We start from the raw sequence: 19,584 nt of genomic DNA, 5'->3' as shown, positions 1-19,584 counted from the left end.
AATAATTAAATAAATAAATTTGATTATTCAAAGGCCGCTATTTTATAAATAGCGGCCTTTTTTTGTAAAGTTTAGAAATAAAAAAGCCGCTTACTTTTACAAGTAAGCGGCTTTTAAATTTAAACCGATATTTATACTAATTTAGCAAGAATATCGTTAAATGTAGTGCTTGGACGCATTGCTTTAAAGGCTGCATCATCGTTAGGCTGGAAGTAACCGCCTAAATCAACTGCAGGGCCTTGCGCATCGTTAAGTTCACTTACGATTTGCTCTTTATTAGACTCAAGGTCACTAGAGATTTGAGTAAACTGTGCTTTAAGTTCACTGTCATCATTTTGCTTAGCAAGTTCTTGTGCCCAGAATAAAGATAGGAAGAAATGAGAACCACGGTTATCAATTTCTTTCACTTTACGTGAAGGCGATTTGTTTTCAGCAAGGAACGTACCTGTTGCTTTATCTAGGGTATCAGCAAGTACTTGTGCCTTGTTGTTACCAGCAGTTACACTTAAATGCTCAAGTGATGCAGCAAGTGCTAAAAATTCACCTAAAGAATCCCAACGTAAGTGGTTTTCTTTTTCGAATTGTTGAACATGCTTAGGTGCAGAACCACCCGCGCCAGTTTCAAATAATCCACCACCGTTCATAAGCGGAACAATTGAAAGCATTTTAGCACTCGTACCCAACTCTAAAATTGGGAATAAATCTGTTAGGTAATCACGTAGTACGTTACCTGTTACAGAAATCGTGTCTTTACCTTCTTTAATACGCGCTAGTGAGAACAATGTTGCTTCAAGCGGTGCTAAAATTTGAATATCTAGACCAGCTGTATCGTGATCAGGTAGGTATTTATTTACTTTTTTGATTAGCTGCGCATCATGTGCACGGTTTTCGTCTAACCAGAAAATAGCTGGAACGCCTGTTGCGCGAGCACGATTTACTGCAAGCTTAACCCAATCTTGAATTGGTGCGTCTTTAACCTGACACATACGCCAGATATCGCCTTGTTCAACACTGTGCTCAAGTAATGTATTACCATTTGCATCAACAACACGGATAGAACCGTCCGCTTTTGCTTCAAATGTTTTGTCGTGTGAACCGTATTCTTCAGCTTTTTGAGCCATAAGGCCAACGTTTGGAACGCTACCCATTGTTGTTGGATCAAACGCGCCATTTTCTTTACAAAAATCGATAGTTGCTTGGTAAACACTTGAGTAACAACGATCAGGAATTACAAAGCTAGTGTCTTGTAATTTACCATCGTTATTCCACATTTGACCGCTTGAACGGATTGCTGCAGGCATAGATGCATCGATGATCACGTCACTTGGTACGTGTAAGTTTGTAATACCACGGTCAGAATCAACCATAGCAATAGCAGGGCGGTTAGCGTAAACAGCTTGAATATCTGCTTCAATTTCTTCGCGCTTAGCATCGTCTAATGTTTGAATTTTAGAATATACGTCGCCTAAACCATTATTTACATCAACACCTAGCTCTTCAAAAAGCTCACCGTGTTTAGCAAATACATCTTTGTAGAATACTTTAACAGCGTGACCGAAGATGATTGGATCAGATACTTTCATCATTGTCGCTTTCATGTGAAGCGAGAACAAAACACCTTTTTCTTTAGCAGCGTCAATTTCTGCAGCTAAGAAAGCTTGAAGCTTAGAAGCGCTAATGCTTGATGCATCAATAACTTCGCCAGCTAAAAGAGGTGTGCTTTGTTTAAGAACAGTAACGTCACCGTTAGTTGCAACATGTTCAATACGCACATCAGTGGCTGCATCAACAGTTACTGATTTTTCTGAACCGAAGAAATCGCCTTCGCTCATACTTGCAACGTAAGACTGAGAATCTTTGCTCCACGCACCCATTGAATGTGGGTTGTTACGTGCATATTCTTTTACAGAGCCTGGCGCGCGACGATCTGAGTTACCTTCACGTAGTACAGGGTTTACTGCACTGCCTTTAATTTTGTCGTAAGCCGCTTGAATTGCTTTTTCTTCATCATTTTTAGGTTCAACAGGGTATTCTGGAAGAGCGTAACCTTTTGCTTGAAGCTCTTTAATTACAGCGCGAAGCTGTGGTACAGATGCACTGATGTTTGGTAATTTGATGATGTTTGCTTCTGGTGTTTTAGCAAGCTCGCCAAGTTCAGCAAGTGCATCACCAATGCGTTGTTCTTCTGTTAAATAATCAGGGAAGCTAGCAATTACACGACCTGCTAATGAAATGTCGCGAGTTTCAACTTCAACACCGGCCGCATTTGTATATGCTTGGATGATCGGTAGCAACGAATAAGTTGCTAGTGCCGGAGCTTCGTCCGTTTTTGTATAGATAATTTTTGATGTCATCATCATTCCTAGATAGTCGACCGATAAGGTCTTATTCAACAATGCAAAGAAAATCATTACTTATGAGTGAGTACATATTATTAAACAAGTTAATAAACACGTACGCTCGTAATGAGTAGTTTGTTAGGTGTTGGTACTCAGCGTTGCTCTTTTATAAAAGCAGAATAGTCACACCTGACGAACTGGAATCGTATTTATAGCTAAAAAATTAACAAAAATAAATCAGCCTTTAGCCTAGTACATATAAAAGAGGCGATAAGGTGTTATGCGCAATTTTTAGCACCAAGAGTGTAACAAGCTTAAATAAAAAGGGCTAGAGTTTGAGCATGCCCAATAAGCAGTTAAACAATCAACTCTTAGAACATTGGGGTATATAAAATAAATTCAAGGAAAAGGGTTGAATTTGAATGAAAAGAGGCAATAAATAAGAGAAGAAGAGATAAGTTAGTATGCTTAAGGAATTAAGCGAGGATCTTAAAAGGTCGCTCGCTTTAGTCGAACAAAACAATCGTCACTCAATAATGTCACCATCTGGGGCAATATTTTTAGCGTGTAGGCCTTTAGGCCCTTGTTCTAATTCGAATGTTACATCTTGACCAGCTTTAAGCGTTTTATAGCCGTCCATTACAATTGTTGAGTAATGAGCGAAGATATCATTCTCGCAGCCGTCTTCTACGATGAAACCAAAACCTTTGGCGTTGTTGAACCATTTAACTTTACCACAAGCCATACTTCTACATCCTTCAATAAGTTGACTAATTTAGTTATTCTAAACCGTATAATTTGCTAGACTGACTAAGGTTTAATCAATCTATGTTTGACTGTAGTTTATTTAGCCAACCAGTCAAGTGTTTTGAGTTATTTTTTAACATTTTATTTATTTTTTATTCAAGTTTGCTTGAGTTACAAAGACAAGACTATATTTAATTATGAGTGGTATGAAAGATTCAGGTGTTATCGACACAGTTCGCGACAGTGAAAAGCAAAAGCTACAGCCGCCGCGAAAATATAAAGTTGTTTTAAATAACGACGACTACACGCCGATGGACTTCGTAATTGAAGTTTTAACGACGTTTTTTAATATGGATAGCGATAGAGCAACCGATGTGATGCTTCAGGTTCATGAAAAAGGTAAGGGTATTTGCGGTGTTTACAGCGCCGATGTTGCCCACACCAAAGTTGAACAAGTTAACCGTTACTCACGGGATAACGAGCATCCACTGCTTTGTAGTTGTGAGCAGGAATAATACCAATTTAATACAATTGGTATAAATACCAATTAGGGTGATCAAACATCCGATTGTTGTGGTATAAATTATTATCTCAGTAAGGGGTTGCCAATGCTAAACAAAGACTTAGAACTCACTTTAAATGCCGCGTTTCGTGAAGCGCGCACTCGCCGTCATGAGTTTATGACCGTAGAGCACCTTTTACTTGCGCTATTAGATAATCCTTCTGCAGGAGAAGCCTTAAACGCGTGTGGTGTTAATCTTTCAGGCTTAAAAACCGAATTATTAGAATTTATTGACGAAACAACACCTGTCATCCCAGATTTAGAAGAAGAGCGTGAAACTCAGCCAACGCTTGGTTTTCAGCGTGTATTACAACGTGCTGTGTTTCATGTGCAATCGTCAGGAAAAAACGAAGTGACGGGTGTCAATGTACTGGTTGCTATTTTTTCAGAGCAAGAGAGCCAAGCTGTTTATTTACTTAAAAAGCATGATGTATCGCGCTTAGATATTGTTAACTTTATTTCGCACGGCATTTCAAAAGCTGATGATGAACTAGGCGACGACAGCGATGATATACATGAAGAAGTGCAAGAAGTTCAAAACGAAGAAGCAAGTAAGCTAGACAGCTTTACAACTAACTTAAACGCTCAGGCTCGTGAAGGTAATATTGACCCACTGATTGGGCGCGACAGCGAAGTAGAGCGCACGGTACAAGTATTGTGTCGTCGTAAAAAGAATAACCCATTACTTGTTGGTGAAGCGGGCGTTGGTAAAACCGCCATTGCTGAAGGTTTAGCGTACCGTATTGTGAACGAGCAAGTACCAGAAGTAATTGCAGATGCAGTTGTGTACTCACTAGATATGGGGGCATTGCTTGCAGGTACTAAATACCGTGGCGATTTTGAAAAGCGCTTTAAAAGCTTATTAAAAGAGCTTCAGGCACAACCTGGGTCTATTTTATTTATTGATGAAATACATACCATAATAGGTGCTGGCGCAGCGTCTGGTGGCGTTATGGACGCTTCAAACTTACTTAAACCACTTCTTTCAAGTGGTAAGTTACGTTGTATGGGTTCAACCACTTACAATGAGTATAAAAATATTTTTGAGAAAGACCGTGCATTAGTACGCCGTTTTCAAAAAATTGATGTACTTGAACCAAGTGTTGCTGATACCACTAAAATTTTAAATGGATTAAAAGAGCGTTACGAAGAGCACCATGGTATTCGCTACACTCAAAAAGCATTAAAAGCAGCTGCTGAACTTAGTGCTAAATACATTAATGAGCGCCACTTGCCAGATAAAGCAATTGATGTAATTGATGAAGCGGGCGCTAACCAACGTTTACAGCCTAGTTCTAAACGTAAAAAAACCATTGGTGTGGCTGATATAGAGCTAATAATATCGAAGATGGCACGTATTCCACCACAAAATGTGTCTTCAACAGATAAAGAGACGCTTAAAAATCTAGACCGTAACCTTAAAATGCTGGTGTTTGGACAAGATCAATCTATTGATGCGCTTACATCGGCTATTCGTTTATCTCGCTCAGGTTTATCAAGCGAAGAAAAACCAGTGGGTTCGTTCTTGTTTGCAGGCCCAACAGGTGTTGGTAAAACAGAAGTAACTAAGCAACTTGCTAAATGTATGGGTGTTGAGTTTATTCGTTTTGATATGTCTGAGTATGTAGAGCGCCACGCAATCAGCCGACTAATTGGTGCTCCACCAGGATATGTTGGTTTTGAGCAAGGCGGGTTATTAACCGAGGCGGTTATTAAAAACCCTCATGCGGTTGTACTTTTAGATGAGATTGAAAAAGCGCATCCAGATATTTACAATATTTTACTACAAGTTATGGATCACGGTACGTTAACCGATAATAACGGTCGTAAAGCTGATTTTAGAAATGTAGTGGTTGTAATGACTACCAATGCGGGCGTACAAGAAACTACGCGTAAGTCGATTGGTTTTACAGAGCAAGATCACACGCACGATGCAATGGGCGAAATTAATAAAGTTTTCTCGCCAGAATTTAGAAACCGTTTAGATAACATTATTTGGTTTAACCACCTTGAACGTGAAGTTATTTTACTGGTGGTTGATAAGTTTATTGTGGAACTGCAAGCTCAGCTTGATAAAAAATCGGTTAATCTTGAGCTTACGCCTAAAGCGCGTGAATGGCTCGCAGATAAAGGTTATGACAAGGCTATGGGTGCACGACCAATGGCACGTGTTATTCAAGAAGAGCTTAAAAAGCAATTAGCTAATGAAATACTGTTTGGTGAACTTGTTGATGGCGGTACAGTTAAAGTATCGGTTAAAGACAAGAAGATCCGCTTTGATTACGAGAGCAATTTAACGCCAGCGTAAAACGTTAATTACACAACTAAGTTAAATAAAAATGGCCCGCTAAATAATAGCGGGCCATTTTTTTGCCATTTTTATAGGCAACAAAAAACCCAGTAAAAACTGGGTTTTTTGTTTATTAAATGTAATTGCTAGTCAATGTCTATCAATTACATTTAATAAACGCTTAAAGCTAGTAAAACACTAGCCAAAAACTAAATCTCGTTTACGCACTTACTTAGCGAGCACGGAATACGATACGACCCTTTGATAAATCGTAAGGAGTCATTTCTACCGTTACTTTATCGCCGGTTAAAATACGGATATAGTTTTTGCGCATTTTGCCTGAAATGTGAGCCACAACTACGTGACCATTTTCTAGCTCAACTCGGAACATTGTATTTGGTAAAGTATCAAGGACTGTCCCTTGCATTTCGATTACGTCTTCTTTCGCCATGTTTAGCGTAACACCTCTTTAATAGTTAAACGCTGCAGATTTTGCCCAAAATACACCAATAAGTAAAGGCGCAGGGGCTATATTTGCAAATTAAATAGCCACCCACTCATCATTGAGCTGTTTTTGAGCTGGTAAAAACTGAGTTTTGTACTTCATTTTATCGCATTCATCAATTTGATAGCCTAAGTACACGTATTGCTTATTTTGCTCTTTTGCAAATTTAAGCTGCTCTAATATCATCACAGAGCCTAAACTATAGTGTTCAAAGTCGGGGTCAAAAAAAGTATAAATTGCAGAAATAGAGCTGTTCATACAATCAGTTACGGCAACTGCGGCTAAAGTATCTTGGTGCCATAGTTCAATAAATGTGATTTTGAGCCAACTGCAAAGTAAAAAGCTTTGAAACTGTTCTTTTTCAGGAGGATACATACTTCCATCCTGATGGCGCATCGTTATGTATTTACTATAGAGCGGATAATACTCAGGGCGTTCTTGCGTCGAGTATTTTACTTCAAACTGGTTTTTTGCTTTGTTTAGTTTACGTTTTTGCGATTTTGATGGGATAAAGTCTTGTGCTAATACACGTACAGAATTACATGCACTGCATATTGGGCAGTGTGGACGGTATATTTGGTTACCACTGCGACGAAATCCTAAGCCTAATAATGACTCAAATTTGTCTGTACTGTAGCAACTAGGATCTAGAATAACTAAAAGTTGCTCTTGTCTGTTGGGTAAATAACTACAGTCAAATTCTTGGGTTAAACCAACACGTGCAGGAAGTTGCTCATTCATAGATTGCGTCAAGTTCTTGTGGCTCCCACATAATAGGATTAATAATATAGTTATGTGCAGCTTTTAGTTTAGTCAAAAATGTTGAGCGGGGGATTACTTGTGCACCTAAGGTCATTAAATAAGGGTTTTCTAACTGGCAATCAATAAAATGCGCATTATGACGTTTAAGCCAATTTACCAGTGCCCACATAGCAAGCTTTGAGCAATTGGTTTGATGATGAAACATTGATTCACCACAAAAAACACCATTTTGCATAATACCGTATAAGCCACCTGCAAGCTCTCCGTTGCTCCACACTTCTAAGCTATGGGCAATGCCAGCATTGTGTGCATTAACATAAGCGTTGAGCATGTCAGAGGTGATCCAAGTGCCATCGGTATCAAGGCGTTGATCGCGACAAGCTTCTATTACCTCCTCAAAGGCATTATTAATGGTTACTTTTACAGGGTGCTTTTTTAAATGTTTACGCAGGCTCTTACTTATATGAAAATCATCCAGTTCAAAAATCCCGCGTTCGCTCGGCGACCACCACATAATAGGCTCATCTTCGCTAAACCAAGGGAATATTCCGCTTTTGTAGGCATTACTTAGGCGAGGTAAACTTAAATCTCCGCCAATTGCTAACAAGCCATCAGGGGATTCTAATGCGTATTCCGGATTGGGGAATGCTATATCGGTTTCACTTAATTGGTATAGCTGATTTCTCATACAGTACTTATTTTATAATTGATCGTAAAAGTGTAACTATATTTTAGACATAAAAAAAGGGCTGAATAATCAGCCCTATTATAATTTATTTAATTGCTTATAAATTATCTAAGAAACGTTCTGCATCAAGGGCAGCCATACAGCCTGTACCCGCTGATGTGATTGCTTGACGGTAAATGTGGTCAGACACATCACCTGCAGCAAAAACGCCCTCTACACTTGTTTGAGTTGCGTTACCATTCAATCCAGACTCTACAACTAAGTAGCCATCTTTCATTTCTAGTTGACCAACAAACATATCTGTATTTGGCTTATGACCAATAGCGATAAATACGCCTGCTAAATCTAGCTCTTGTGTTGCATCAGAGTGTGCATCTTTAATACGAATGCCAGTTACGCCCATTTGGTCGCCTAATACTTCGTCAAGCGTACGGTTGTAATGTAAAACAACGTTCCCGTTAGCTGCTTTTTCAGCAAGGCGGTCTGCAAGTATTTTTTCACTACGGAAACTATCACGGCGGTGAATAACATGTACTTCGTCAGCAATGTTAGATAAGTATAGCGCTTCTTCAACCGCTGTATTACCACCACCAACAACCGCTACTTTCTGACCTTTATAGAAAAAGCCATCACATGTAGCACAGGCTGAAACGCCACGGCCTTGGAAATTAGTTTCAGACTCTAAGCCTAAGTATTTAGCAGAAGCACCTGTTGCAATGATTAACGCATCACATGTGTAAGTACCTTGGTCGCCAGTTAGTGTGAAAGGGCGCTTAGATACATCTACTTTATTGATGTGATCGAATATGATTTCAGTTTCAAAGCGCTCAGCGTGCTCTTTCATACGATCCATTAATGCAGGGCCCGTTAAGCCGTGTGCATCACCAGGCCAGTTTTCAACTTCAGTCGTGGTTGTTAATTGGCCACCTTGTTGAATGCCTGTAATTAAAACAGGGTTTAAATTTGCACGTGCTGCATATACTGCGGCAGTATAACCAGCTGGGCCAGAGCCTAAAATTAGTAGCTTACAATGTTTTGCTTCAGTCATTATTTTTTCCTAAACGTTTAATACGGTCTTTAATGCGCTCGATTCTAAGAAAATCAAGGCGGATGTAAACAAAATCCGCGATTATTTTTTTTCGCAAATCGAAAAGCTGTGCAGTATTGTGTACTAGAGCTCAGTACTTTTACAGTTAAAACACCTAAGTAGCTCAATAAATAGACTAACAGGCAACAAAACAGCGTTAATTCATGACCCCTTTGATTTTTTTTGTTATGTTTTACCTAATTTTATTTGTCACTGATAGATTATGTGACCTAAGCGAATAGGCAACTATGTTATTTTGGCAGGAAAAACCCGCATTCGGGTTGACTTCAAAAGACGTTAACGTCTTAACCAATGCGCAAGATTACCGAACGCAATTGCTACGTTTGATAGCTAATGCAAAAAAACGAATTTATATCACAGCGCTTTATTTACAGGATGACGAAGCAGGCCGCGAGATTTTAGAAGCCCTGCATCGAGTATCATTAGAGAACCCTGCGCTTGATGTAAAAGTGCTGGTGGATTTTCATCGTGCGCAACGTGGTTTAATTGGTGCAGAGAAGTCTGATGGTAACGCAAGTTTATACTGTGACGATTTAGAAAAGTTTAAATCGAACGTACAAGTTTATGGCGTACCTGTAAAAGCTAAAGAATTATTTGGCGTATTACATTTAAAGGGTTTTGTCATTGACGATACCTTACTTTACAGTGGCGCAAGCTTAAACAATGTGTATTTGCAGTATAACGAGCGTTACAGACTCGATCGTTACTTTTTAATAACGCAGAGCGAGCTGTGTGATTCAGTGGTTGATTTTATTGAGACAAAGCTAATTAGCTCCGATGCTGTGCCACGCATAGACACACGACCGCTTAAGCGTTTACACGACTTCAAACTTGATCAAAAGCAATTAATGCGTGACTTAAAAGTCGCAAGTTACAACGCAGCAGAGCAACTAAATACGCAAGCATTAGGTATTCGTTTGTTTTTAGGGCTTGGTCGTCGTAATAACGAGTTAAATCGTTTAATAAAAGCGTTATTTGATACCACAGAGCAAGAGCTTGTGTTGTATACGCCATACTTTAATTTTCCGGCGCCACTTATGCGATCACTGCGCCGATTATTAAAGCAAGGCAAGCAAGTGACTATTGTGGTAGGGGATAAAACAGCAAATGACTTTTATTTACCGCCAAGCGAGCCTTTTAGTAAAATAGGGGCATTACCTTATTTATACGAAACTATTTTGCATAAGTTTGTAAAAACGCAAAAACGCCACATCGATAACGGTAATTTAAATGTGTATCTGTGGAAAGATGAAAGTAATTCGTTTCATTTAAAAGGTATTTGTTCAGATAGAACAAAACATTTACTGAGCGGGCATAACTTAAATCCGCGTGCATGGGGTCTTGATATCGAAAACGGTATTTTAATAGAAGATCCAGAGCAAACAATTATGGATGCTATTGATAACGAAAAGCAGGAAATTTTACAACACTGCCGCCGTTTAACAGGCCCAGATGATTTAGAAACAAAGGATGATTACCCGCAGCCAGTTAAAAAACTACTAGGGCAAGCTAAGCGCGTAAAAGTAGATTTTATAATTAAGCGTTTTATCTAAATAAGTTTATATAAATCTGAAATTTAAATATATAAAAAGCAGCTAATTAGCTGCTTTTTTTATGGGTTGTAGTTAGGTTGCTACATTACTTAATACCAACTTAACTACTAAACGCTAAATTATGCGTTTTCTACTGCTGTGCGTGGGTCAACATATTCCATGTTGAACGCTTCAGCTACTTCTTTGTAAGTTACTTGGCCTTTAATTACGTTTAAGCCTTTTAAGAAGTGAGCGTCATCTAGTAGTGCCTTTTTATAACCTTTGTTTGCAAGGTTAATGATGAATGGCAATGTTGCATTGTTAAGTGCAAACGTAGATGTGCGTGGAACAGCACCTGGCATGTTAGCAACACAGTAGTGAACAACTTCATCAACGATGAAAGTTGGATCAGCATGCGTCGTTGCTTTAGAAGTAGCAATACAGCCACCTTGGTCGATTGCAACGTCAACAATTGCAGAACCAGGTTTCATTGCTTTAATGTGCTCAGCAGTTACTAGTTTAGGTGCAGCTGCACCAGGGATCAGTACACCACCGATTACTAAATCAGCTTCTAGTACGTGTTTTTCTAGTGCATCAGCAGTTGAGTAAATAGCTTTAACTTTATTACCAAATTGCGCGTCTAGTGCACGTAATACGTCGATGTTACGATCAAGAACGACAACTTCAGCACCAAGACCAACAGCCATTTGCGCTGCGCTACGACCAACCATGCCGCCGCCAATTACAACAACTTTAGCAGCTTCAACGCCTGGTACGCCACCTAGTAGCATGCCACGACCGTGGTTAGATTTTTCTAGCGCTTGTGCACCAGCTTGAATAGACATACGACCAGCAACTTCGCTCATAGGAGCAAGAAGCGGTAAACCACCGCGTGAGTCAGTTACAGTTTCGTATGCAATACAAATAGCTTTGCTTTTTACAAGGTCTTCAGTTTGTGGAAGATCAGGTGCAAGGTGTAAGTAAGTGAAAAGAATTTGGTCTTCACGTAGCATTGCACGTTCAACAGCTTGCGGCTCTTTTACTTTTACAATCATGTCTGCTTTAGCGAAAACATCAGCAGCAGTTGCTAAAATTTCAGCACCCGCTTGTGTGTAATCTTCGTTAGTAAAACCAATGCCCATGCCTGCATCAGTTTCTACAATCACTTGGTGACCGTGGTTTACTAATTCACGAACACTTGCAGGAACCATACCTACACGGTATTCATGGTTTTTAATTTCTTTAGGAACACCAATAATCATATCATTTGCCTTATTAAGAACGGATTAACATTTTCCACTATTATATTCATCATAAGCCCGTATGTCTCACCTTTTTTAAACTCAAATCTAGTGTTATCATCTAGATAATAAAAATAAACAGCATAAAAAACTAGTTGGTACTATGCATCAATTATTAGATAGAATTGACCGTAAAATTTTAATGGAATTACAACACGATGGACGCTTGTCGAACGTAGAACTGGCCAGACGAGTTGGCCTAAGCGCCACGCCCTGCTTGGAGCGAGTAAAAAAGCTAGAACGAGAAGGTTATATACTTGGCTATAAAGCGGTGGTCGATCCCGCTAAGCTTGGGCAAGGTTTATCTGTGTACGTAGAAGTAACGATTACTAAAACATCTCCCGACGTATTTGATGAGTTTAGTGCTGCGGTTAAAAAGCACGAAGAAATTATTGAATGTCATTTAGTATCGGGTAATTTTGATTTTTTACTTAAAACGCGCGTAAATGATATGTCAGAATACCGTGGCGTATTAGGCGACATACTATTGAAACTGCCAAATGTAAGTGAAAGCCGAACTTATGTAGTAATGGAAGAAGTAAAAGGTGAAGAAGGCGTAATTATTCGTCCTTATATTACTTGAGGTTATTTATATTAACTGCGTCATTTGCTTATATAAGCTCAAATTATAAAAACTTGTTCATAATCAGGCCATCAAGGTTAAGATAAAGTGCAACAAATTGCATTTCCTGCTAAGGTATTTCACTGCTAAGTAAGTGTGAATAAAAATAGAATAATAAAGAGGAATAGGGAACTATGCGCCTAAACGGTGTGCAAAGACTATTAGAAACAGGGCTGATTATCAGTACCTTTACGGCAATATTTATTTTATGTGCCTTGATCAGCTTTGATCCAGCAGATGCTGCATGGTCGCAAACTAGTTTTAGCGAAGTAAGCAACATCACAGGAGCAGCCGGTGCATGGATAGCCGACATTTTATTACTCACCTTTGGTTGGTTGGCTTACTTAGTGCCAGCGGCCATTCAGCTATTTGGCTACTTACTATTTAAACAACCTCACCGCATTTTACAGCTTGATTACACTACCTTAGCGCTGCGTGTTATTGGTTTTGCCTTATTTATTACCTCAGCTACCGCTATTAGTAGTATTAATTTCGACGATATTTATAACTTTTCATCGGGTGGGGTAGTGGGCGATGTTATTGCATCAGCCATGATGCCTGCGTTTAACTTTACCGGTACATCTATATTATTGCTGTGTTTCTTTTTTGCAGGGCTTACCTTATTGACGGGAGTATCGTGGGTTGATTTTGTAGATTACCTTGGCGATTTAATGGTTAGGCTTTATCGCTATGTTGTATCGTATGCAAAAGGCTGGATGCAACGAGAACATACTGCAGGTAAAGTAAATAATAACGATGAAGCAGACGCCCATTTTGAAGACGATATAAAAGAGCAGATAGAGCTGCCTACATCAGCTAAAAAAGCAGATAAACAAAAAGCGATAGATAAGCCTCAAACACCGTTTAGTGAACCACAAATCAGTGATGACTTTATGCCGTTTGATGAACTTGACGACATACTCGATCAAGAAATTGGCTTTAGCGCCATAGACGACGAACCAATGGACACGGCTGCTGCATTAAATGCGCTGGACCAAAGCCCAGTTGTGGAGCCTGAAAAACCAGTGACTACGGTTGTATCGCCAGCTAGGCCAATGCCTAAGCCAAAACCAGCGTATCAACCGCCGCCAACGGCTAAAGAAAAATTTGAGCAATTATTAACGCAAGAGCCACCACCAGGGCCATTACCATCGCTCGATTTACTCGACAGACCGGATAAAGCTAAAAACCCAATTTCGCAAGAAGAGCTTGATAGCGTATCACGCCTAGTAGAGACAAAACTTCTCGACTTTAACGTACAAGCAACCGTAGTAGCGGTATACCCAGGCCCCGTTGTTACGCGTTTTGAGCTAGATTTAGCGCCAGGTATTAAAGTGTCTAAAATTACAGGCTTAGCTAAAGATTTAGCCCGTTCGCTTTCGGCAATTAGTGTACGTGTTGTAGAAGTTATCCCAGGTAAAACCTATGTTGGTATTGAGCTTCCAAATAAACACCGTGAAATAGTTCGTTTATCAGAAGTAATAAACGCCCCTAAATTTGAGCAAAATCCGTCGCCTCTTACCATGGTGCTTGGTAAAGACATTGCTGGTCAGCCGGTATGTGCTGACTTAGGTAAAATGCCACATTTATTGGTAGCCGGTACAACTGGTTCAGGTAAATCAGTGGGCGTTAATGTCATGATAGTAAGCTTGCTTTACAAATCGGGTCCTGACGATGTACGTATGATCATGATTGACCCTAAAATGCTTGAGCTTTCAGTATACGAAGGCATTCCGCATTTATTGTGTGAAGTAGTTACCGATATGAAAGAAGCTGCTAACGCATTGCGTTGGTGTGTAGGCGAAATGGAACGTCGTTATAAATTAATGTCAGCATTGGGTGTGCGTAACTTAAAAGGTTACAACCAAAAAGTGCTTGAAGCCAATGAAGCGGGTTACCCAATTCTTGATCCATTATTTAAAGACACCGATGGCATGAAAGAAGGCCCCGACGAGCTAGGTAAATTACCAAGTATTGTTGTAGTAATAGACGAATTTGCCGACATGATGATGATTGTAGGTAAAAAAGTAGAAGAACTTATTGCACGTATTGCTCAAAAAGCACGTGCGGCAGGGATTCACTTAGTGCTTGCTACGCAGCGCCCGTCAGTTGATGTAATTACTGGCTTAATTAAAGCTAATATTCCAACACGTATGGCGTTTCAGGTATCGAGCAAAATAGATTCACGGACAATACTTGACCAACAAGGCGCAGAAAACTTACTAGGCATGGGCGACATGCTTTATTTACCGCCAGGCACTAGCGTACCAGAGCGTGTGCATGGCGCGTTTGTAGACGACCACGAAGTACACGCCGTAGTAAACGATTGGAAAGCACGTGCTAAACCAAATTACATTGACGAAATACTCAATGGCGATGCCACTGAAGATATTTTATTACCGGGTGAAGCTAGCGAAAATGCAGATGAAGAATCTGATCCGTTATACGACGAAGCTGTGTCGTTTGTAATTGAAACCGGCAAAGTATCGGTATCGTCAGTGCAACGTAAATTACGTGTTGGCTATAACCGCGCAGCACGTTTAGTAGAACAAATGGAAACATCGGGTATCGTGAGTTCACCAGGTCATAACGGTGCTCGCGATGTATTAGTACCTAATGGAGCAAATTCATGAAAAAAGTTAACGCCTTATTATTAGTGTTAGGCAGCGTACTTGCCGCACCAAGCTTTGCTGACGACAGCCAAGCATTACAAGACAGACTTGCCACTTTAAAAAGCTTTAAAGCGCAGTTTGCACAACAAGTAACAGACAAAGAAGGCCAAGCAGTTATGCAAGGCGAGGGCACAATAGCGCTTCAACAGCCTATGATGATTCGCTGGCAGCAAACTAATCCAGACGATACGTTATTTGTATCAAACGGTGATAAAACATATTACTTCGACAGCTTTGCTGAGCAAGTAACAATTATGAAAACCAGCAGCCTAATCGACTCAACACCATTTGTGCTACTGACATCAAAAGACCCAGCACAGTGGGAAAAATACAGCGTACTTGCAACAAGTACAGGCTTTAGCGTAACGCCAAATAAAGGCGTAGAAAGCCAAGTAGAACAACTTGATATAGCATTTGCGGGTAACGAGCAAGGGCTTGCTAAACTAGTGGTTACCGACAACTCAGGGCAGCTATCGTCATTTACGTTTAACAATGCCCAAGTTAATACGCCGCTTGATCAAAGCACTTTTGAATTTACGCCTCCTGAAGGTGTTGAAATAGACGATCAGAGTAACGGTGAGTAATTTAGGTTTTAATTTTGGGCCCGATGTACGCCCACTTGCTGCGCGTATGCGCCCTACAACGCTTGATGAATACATTGGTCAGCAGCACTTATTAAGTGCTGATAAACCACTGCATCAAGCCATTGTCGCGGGGCGATGCCATAGTTTAATTTTATGGGGTCCGCCTGGTGTTGGTAAAACAACACTTGCGCAAATAATTGCCAACCATGCTGATGCCTCACTTATTCAAATGTCGGCGGTAACTGCAGGCGTAAAAGATATACGCGACAGCGTAACGCAAGCGCGGGACAACCTAGAAAGCCGTGGCCAACGCACCCTTATGTTTGTTGACGAAGTTCATCGCTTTAATAAATCCCAACAAGATGCCTTTTTACCGCACATAGAAGACGGCACCTTTATATTTGTAGGTGCAACCACAGAAAACCCATCGTTTGCCCTTAACAACGCTATATTGTCGCGTGCACGCGTGTATGTTTTAAAATCGCTTGCCGATACCGACTTATACACCGTAATAGAGCGCGCACTTAAACAAGACGAGCAGCTAAGCCAAAAACACATCACTATTGCCGACAACGCTAAAAAGGCACTTTGCCAAGCAAGTGGCGGCGATGCGCGTAAAGTACTTAATTTACTTGAACAAGCAGTTGACTTAACGTCCGAGCAAAACGGTCAATACAACGTAGATGAGCACGTACTTAGCCAAGTGTTACCAACGCATTTAGCTAAATACGATAAAGGCGGAGATGAGTTTTACGATTTAATATCGGCCTTTCATAAATCAGTACGAGGTAGCTCCCCCGACGGTGCACTGTATTGGTATTGCCGAATTTTAGCCGGTGGTGGCGACCCTTTGTATGTAGCAAGGCGTTTACTTGCCATAGCTACAGAAGACATTGGTAACGCCGATCCGCGTGCGATGGAAGTGGCTTTAAACGCGTGGGATATATTTCAACGTGTTGGCCCAAGCGAGGGCGAGCGTGCAATAGCACAAGCCACACTGTATTTAGCCAGCGCACCTAAAAGTAATGCAGTTTATATGGCGTTTAATCAAGCAAAAGCAGATGCCAAAAACGAGCCAAGTTACTCAGTACCAGAGCATTTACGTAATGCCCCAACTAACTTAATGAAAGACTTAGGGTATGGCGCTGAGTATCGTTATGTGCACAATGAAGAAGGCGCATTTGCCGCAGGTGAAAAATACTTACCACCAGAAATGGACGGCAAAGAATATTACTTACCGAGCGAGCGCGGACTTGAGCAAAAAATTAGACAAAAACTCGATTACCTAAAAGAGCGCGATGCGCAAAGCCCACTTAAACGGTACGAAAATGATTAAACTTTATATGATGATCGCCCTTGGCGGAGCCTCAGGTGCGTGTTTACGGTTTTTTATTAGCGAAAGCATGCTAAAACTCCTCGGTAGGGGATTCCCTTTTGGCACGTTGACGGTTAATATTCTGGGTTCATTGTTAATGGGCATTTTGTACGGTTTGATAGATAAAGAAATTATCACCGCAAGCCCCGCCAAAACCCTTATCGGTATTGGCTTTTTAGGTGCATTAACCACCTTTTCAACATTCTCAATGGACTCGTTGTTGTTATTACAACAAGGTCACTTTATTAAAATGGCCCTCAATATCATCTTAAACGTGATGGTGTGTATTTTTATGGCTTGGCTGGGCCTTCAGCTAGTAATGCAAAAAGGTTAAAAAACTAACATGTTAGATTCTAAATTTTTACGTCAAGACATCGAACAAACTGCAGCACGTTTAGCGGCGCGCGGTTACGAACTCGATGTAGCGACGGTAACGGCACTTGAAGAAAAACGCAAAACATTACAAGTAAAAACGCAAGAACTTCAAAGTCAACGTAATGCAAGCGCAAAAGCAATTGGTCAAGCCAAAGCTAAAGGCGAAGACGCACAGCCACTACTTGATGCAGTAGCTAACTTAGGCAGTGAGCTAGATGCCGCTAAAACAGAGCAAGATGAAGTATTAGCCGCAATTAACGACATTGCTTTAGCAATTCCAAACTTGCCAGACGAGTCAGTACCGGCGGGTAAAGACGAGGACGACAACGTTGAAATTTTAACGTGGGGCACGCCTAAAAAATTCGATTTTGAAGTTAAAGATCACGTTGATGTAGGCCAAGACCTAAACGGTTTAGACTTTGAAATGGGCGTTAAAATTAGTGGCGCACGCTTTACTGTAATGCGCGGCCAAGTAGCGCGTATGCACCGTGCACTAACGCAATTTATGCTAGATACACACGCTGATAAAAACGGCTACACAGAAATGTATGTACCGTACCTAGTAAATAGCGCAAGCCTTTATGGCACCAGCCAATTACCTAAATTTGCAGGCGATTTATTCCACACATTAGGCCTTGTAAACGATGACGGCGAACAACAAGCCGGCTTTAGCTTAATTCCTACAGCTGAAGTACCACTTACAAACAGCGCCCGTGACGAAATTTACGACGAAAGCGATTTACCAATTCGCTTAGTTGCCCACACTCCGTGTTTCAGAAGTGAAGCAGGCAGTTATGGTCGCGATACGCGTGGCTTAATTCGTCAACACCAGTTTGATAAAGTTGAACTTGTACAACTTGTAAAACCAGAAGACTCAATGGCAACGCTTGAAGAGTTAACAGGTCACGCAGAGCAAATACTACAAGCATTAGAACTTCCGTACCGTAAAGTAATTTTATGTATGGGCGACATGGGCTTTGGCTCAGCTAAAACATACGATTTAGAAGTATGGTTACCTGCGCAAGATACATACCGCGAAATTTCATCATGTTCAAACATGGCTGACTTTCAGGCGCGTAGAATGCAAGCACGTTTTCGTCGTGAAGGTGTTAAAAAGCCAGAGTTACTACATACACTAAATGGTTCAGGCTTAGCCGTTGGCCGTACACTAGTAGCCATACTAGAAAACTACCAACAAGCCGATGGCACAGTAGTAGTACCAGAAGTATTACGCCCATACATGGGTGGACTTGAAGTGATTGGTAAACAATAAAAATCAAGTTTAAGTTAAGCAAGCTTTAAGCTTGTAAATCTTAAGACGAAAGCCGCTGTTTGCAATGAACAGCGGCTTTTTTTAGGTTAAAGGCAAAAGCTTAGAGAAAAATTTAAGTTATCTTATTAATAATATCGCTTACACCTATTTTATGGCTCATTACTTTTTTGTCCGATATTACTGATCTCTACCATTTTGGGCTATTTCTACATCAAGGAAACTTAAATATCGGCTAACTAGTTGTTTACAAGTCCTTATTAGCTGGTTAAATTAGAATCTTTGTAATATTTGGACATTTGTCGGTTTATAAAGCGACAAATGTCGGATACAAAGTTGTTATATGCCAAGAAAGGAATCGTGTGAATCTACTATTTGTTTGCTCTGAAAATAGATTAAGAAGCCCAACGGGTGAAGAGGTATTCTCTCAATATGATGGGATTAACTCTATTGGTTGTGGCACTAACTCAGACGCTGAAACACCTCTTAGCGGTGATCTAGTTGAATGGGCGGATATTATCTTCGTAATGGAAAAGTCACATCGCAATAAAACCTCAAAAAAGTTTAAAGATTTACTTAAAGGTAAAAAACTGGTGTGCTTAGATATTCCCGATAACTACGATAGAATGCAACCTGAGCTAGTAAAAATACTAAAAAACAGAGCGTTAAAGCATATTCGTATATAGGCATATAACAAGTCATTTCAGCAGGACAAAAAACAGTTGGTTTTTGCTCGTGCCTCGCTTATTTTAACCAACTATTTTATTGCCTCTGAATGAGGCGTTGGTATGACTCCCACTGTCAAGTTAAGCACACTGATCCTTGCTTCACTTTTTAAGCCATAATTACTTC

At 40.3% G+C, this 19,584-nt stretch carries 17 protein-coding genes; 10 read left to right on the top strand and 7 right to left on the bottom strand.

What is annotated here, in order from left to right:
- Positions 1–131 precede the first annotated feature (131 nt).
- Complete coding sequence (locus H5126_RS20730; protein WP_182721511.1) at positions 132–2,354, bottom strand: NADP-dependent isocitrate dehydrogenase; 2,223 nt, start codon at positions 2,352–2,354, stop codon at positions 132–134.
- Positions 2,355–2,865: 511 nt separating this feature from the next.
- Positions 2,866–3,084, bottom strand: coding sequence for a cold shock domain-containing protein CspD (gene cspD / locus H5126_RS20725; protein WP_002962500.1), 219 nt, complete (start codon positions 3,082–3,084; stop codon positions 2,866–2,868).
- A 208-nt stretch (positions 3,085–3,292) separates the two neighbouring features.
- Here cspD and clpS point away from each other — a divergent pair, with 208 nt between their 5' ends.
- Together clpS and clpA are read left to right on the top strand one after the other, a co-directional pair.
- The gene (gene clpS / locus H5126_RS20720) at positions 3,293–3,601 is read left to right on the top strand and encodes an ATP-dependent Clp protease adapter ClpS (RefSeq protein ID WP_002962498.1); all 309 of its coding nucleotides are present in this window, start codon (positions 3,293–3,295) and stop codon (positions 3,599–3,601) included.
- 93 nt (positions 3,602–3,694) lie between these two features.
- On the top strand, positions 3,695–5,956 hold the full coding sequence (gene clpA / locus H5126_RS20715) for an ATP-dependent Clp protease ATP-binding subunit ClpA (RefSeq protein WP_024595509.1): 2,262 nt from the start codon (positions 3,695–3,697) through the stop codon (positions 5,954–5,956).
- 214 nt (positions 5,957–6,170) lie between these two features.
- Here the strand turns inward: clpA and infA are convergent, their stop codons facing one another.
- From infA to trxB, 4 genes are all read right to left on the bottom strand, one after another.
- On the bottom strand, positions 6,171–6,389 hold the full coding sequence (infA, locus tag H5126_RS20710) for a translation initiation factor IF-1 (protein WP_002962494.1): 219 nt from the start codon (positions 6,387–6,389) through the stop codon (positions 6,171–6,173).
- Positions 6,390–6,479: 90 nt separating this feature from the next.
- The gene (locus H5126_RS20705) at positions 6,480–7,184 is read right to left on the bottom strand and encodes an arginyltransferase (RefSeq protein WP_024606094.1); all 705 of its coding nucleotides are present in this window, start codon (positions 7,182–7,184) and stop codon (positions 6,480–6,482) included.
- A complete protein-coding gene (gene aat, locus H5126_RS20700; protein WP_024595507.1) occupies positions 7,177–7,893 on the bottom strand; it encodes a leucyl/phenylalanyl-tRNA--protein transferase in 717 nt (238 codons plus the stop codon). The genes H5126_RS20705 and aat overlap by 8 nt, the downstream gene beginning before the upstream one ends.
- Positions 7,894–7,990: 97 nt before the next feature.
- Positions 7,991–8,941 (bottom strand): thioredoxin-disulfide reductase, encoded by a 951-nt coding sequence (gene trxB, locus H5126_RS20695; RefSeq protein ID WP_002962484.1) that lies wholly within the window; start codon positions 8,939–8,941, stop codon positions 7,991–7,993.
- Positions 8,942–9,228: 287 nt separating this feature from the next.
- Between trxB and pssA the strand changes: the two genes are divergently transcribed.
- Complete coding sequence (pssA, locus tag H5126_RS20690; RefSeq protein ID WP_182721413.1) at positions 9,229–10,554, top strand: CDP-diacylglycerol--serine O-phosphatidyltransferase; 1,326 nt, start codon at positions 9,229–9,231, stop codon at positions 10,552–10,554.
- Between the two features lie 119 nt (positions 10,555–10,673).
- On the opposite strand, the gene ald is transcribed toward pssA, so the two are convergent.
- Entirely contained in the window at positions 10,674–11,795 is a 1,122-nt protein-coding gene (gene ald, locus H5126_RS20685) for an alanine dehydrogenase (protein ID WP_002962982.1), read from the bottom strand.
- A 142-nt stretch (positions 11,796–11,937) separates the two neighbouring features.
- On the opposite strand from ald, the gene lrp reads away from it, so the two are divergent.
- From lrp to H5126_RS20650, 7 genes are all read left to right on the top strand, one after another.
- Positions 11,938–12,417, top strand: coding sequence for a leucine-responsive transcriptional regulator Lrp (gene lrp, locus H5126_RS20680; RefSeq protein WP_007582985.1), 480 nt, complete (start codon positions 11,938–11,940; stop codon positions 12,415–12,417).
- Between the two features lie 173 nt (positions 12,418–12,590).
- A complete protein-coding gene (locus tag H5126_RS20675; RefSeq protein ID WP_182721412.1) occupies positions 12,591–15,089 on the top strand; it encodes a DNA translocase FtsK in 2,499 nt (832 codons plus the stop codon).
- The gene (gene lolA, locus H5126_RS20670) at positions 15,086–15,712 is read left to right on the top strand and encodes an outer membrane lipoprotein chaperone LolA (protein ID WP_138489158.1); all 627 of its coding nucleotides are present in this window, start codon (positions 15,086–15,088) and stop codon (positions 15,710–15,712) included. The genes H5126_RS20675 and lolA overlap by 4 nt, the downstream gene beginning before the upstream one ends.
- Positions 15,705–17,048, top strand: coding sequence for a replication-associated recombination protein A (locus tag H5126_RS20665; protein WP_182721411.1), 1,344 nt, complete (start codon positions 15,705–15,707; stop codon positions 17,046–17,048). Before lolA ends, H5126_RS20665 begins: the two co-directional genes overlap by 8 nt.
- On the top strand, positions 17,041–17,421 hold the full coding sequence (gene crcB, locus H5126_RS20660) for a fluoride efflux transporter CrcB (protein ID WP_021032117.1): 381 nt from the start codon (positions 17,041–17,043) through the stop codon (positions 17,419–17,421). The genes H5126_RS20665 and crcB overlap by 8 nt, the downstream gene beginning before the upstream one ends.
- 9 nt (positions 17,422–17,430) lie before the next feature.
- Positions 17,431–18,735: a serine--tRNA ligase gene (gene serS, locus H5126_RS20655; RefSeq protein ID WP_002962971.1), complete on the top strand. Its 1,305-nt coding sequence runs from the start codon at positions 17,431–17,433 to the stop codon at positions 18,733–18,735.
- A 359-nt stretch (positions 18,736–19,094) separates the two neighbouring features.
- Positions 19,095–19,418, top strand: a complete 324-nt coding sequence (locus H5126_RS20650; RefSeq protein WP_182721410.1) for a low molecular weight protein tyrosine phosphatase family protein — start codon at positions 19,095–19,097, stop codon at positions 19,416–19,418.
- The last annotated feature ends 166 nt before the right edge of the window (positions 19,419–19,584 follow it).

The sequence above is a fragment of the Pseudoalteromonas sp. SG45-3 genome, assembly GCF_014164075.1.
In the GTDB taxonomy this organism is placed as follows: domain Bacteria; phylum Pseudomonadota; class Gammaproteobacteria; order Enterobacterales; family Alteromonadaceae; genus Pseudoalteromonas; species Pseudoalteromonas distincta.
This window is presented reverse-complemented; position numbering and strand designations above follow the sequence as displayed.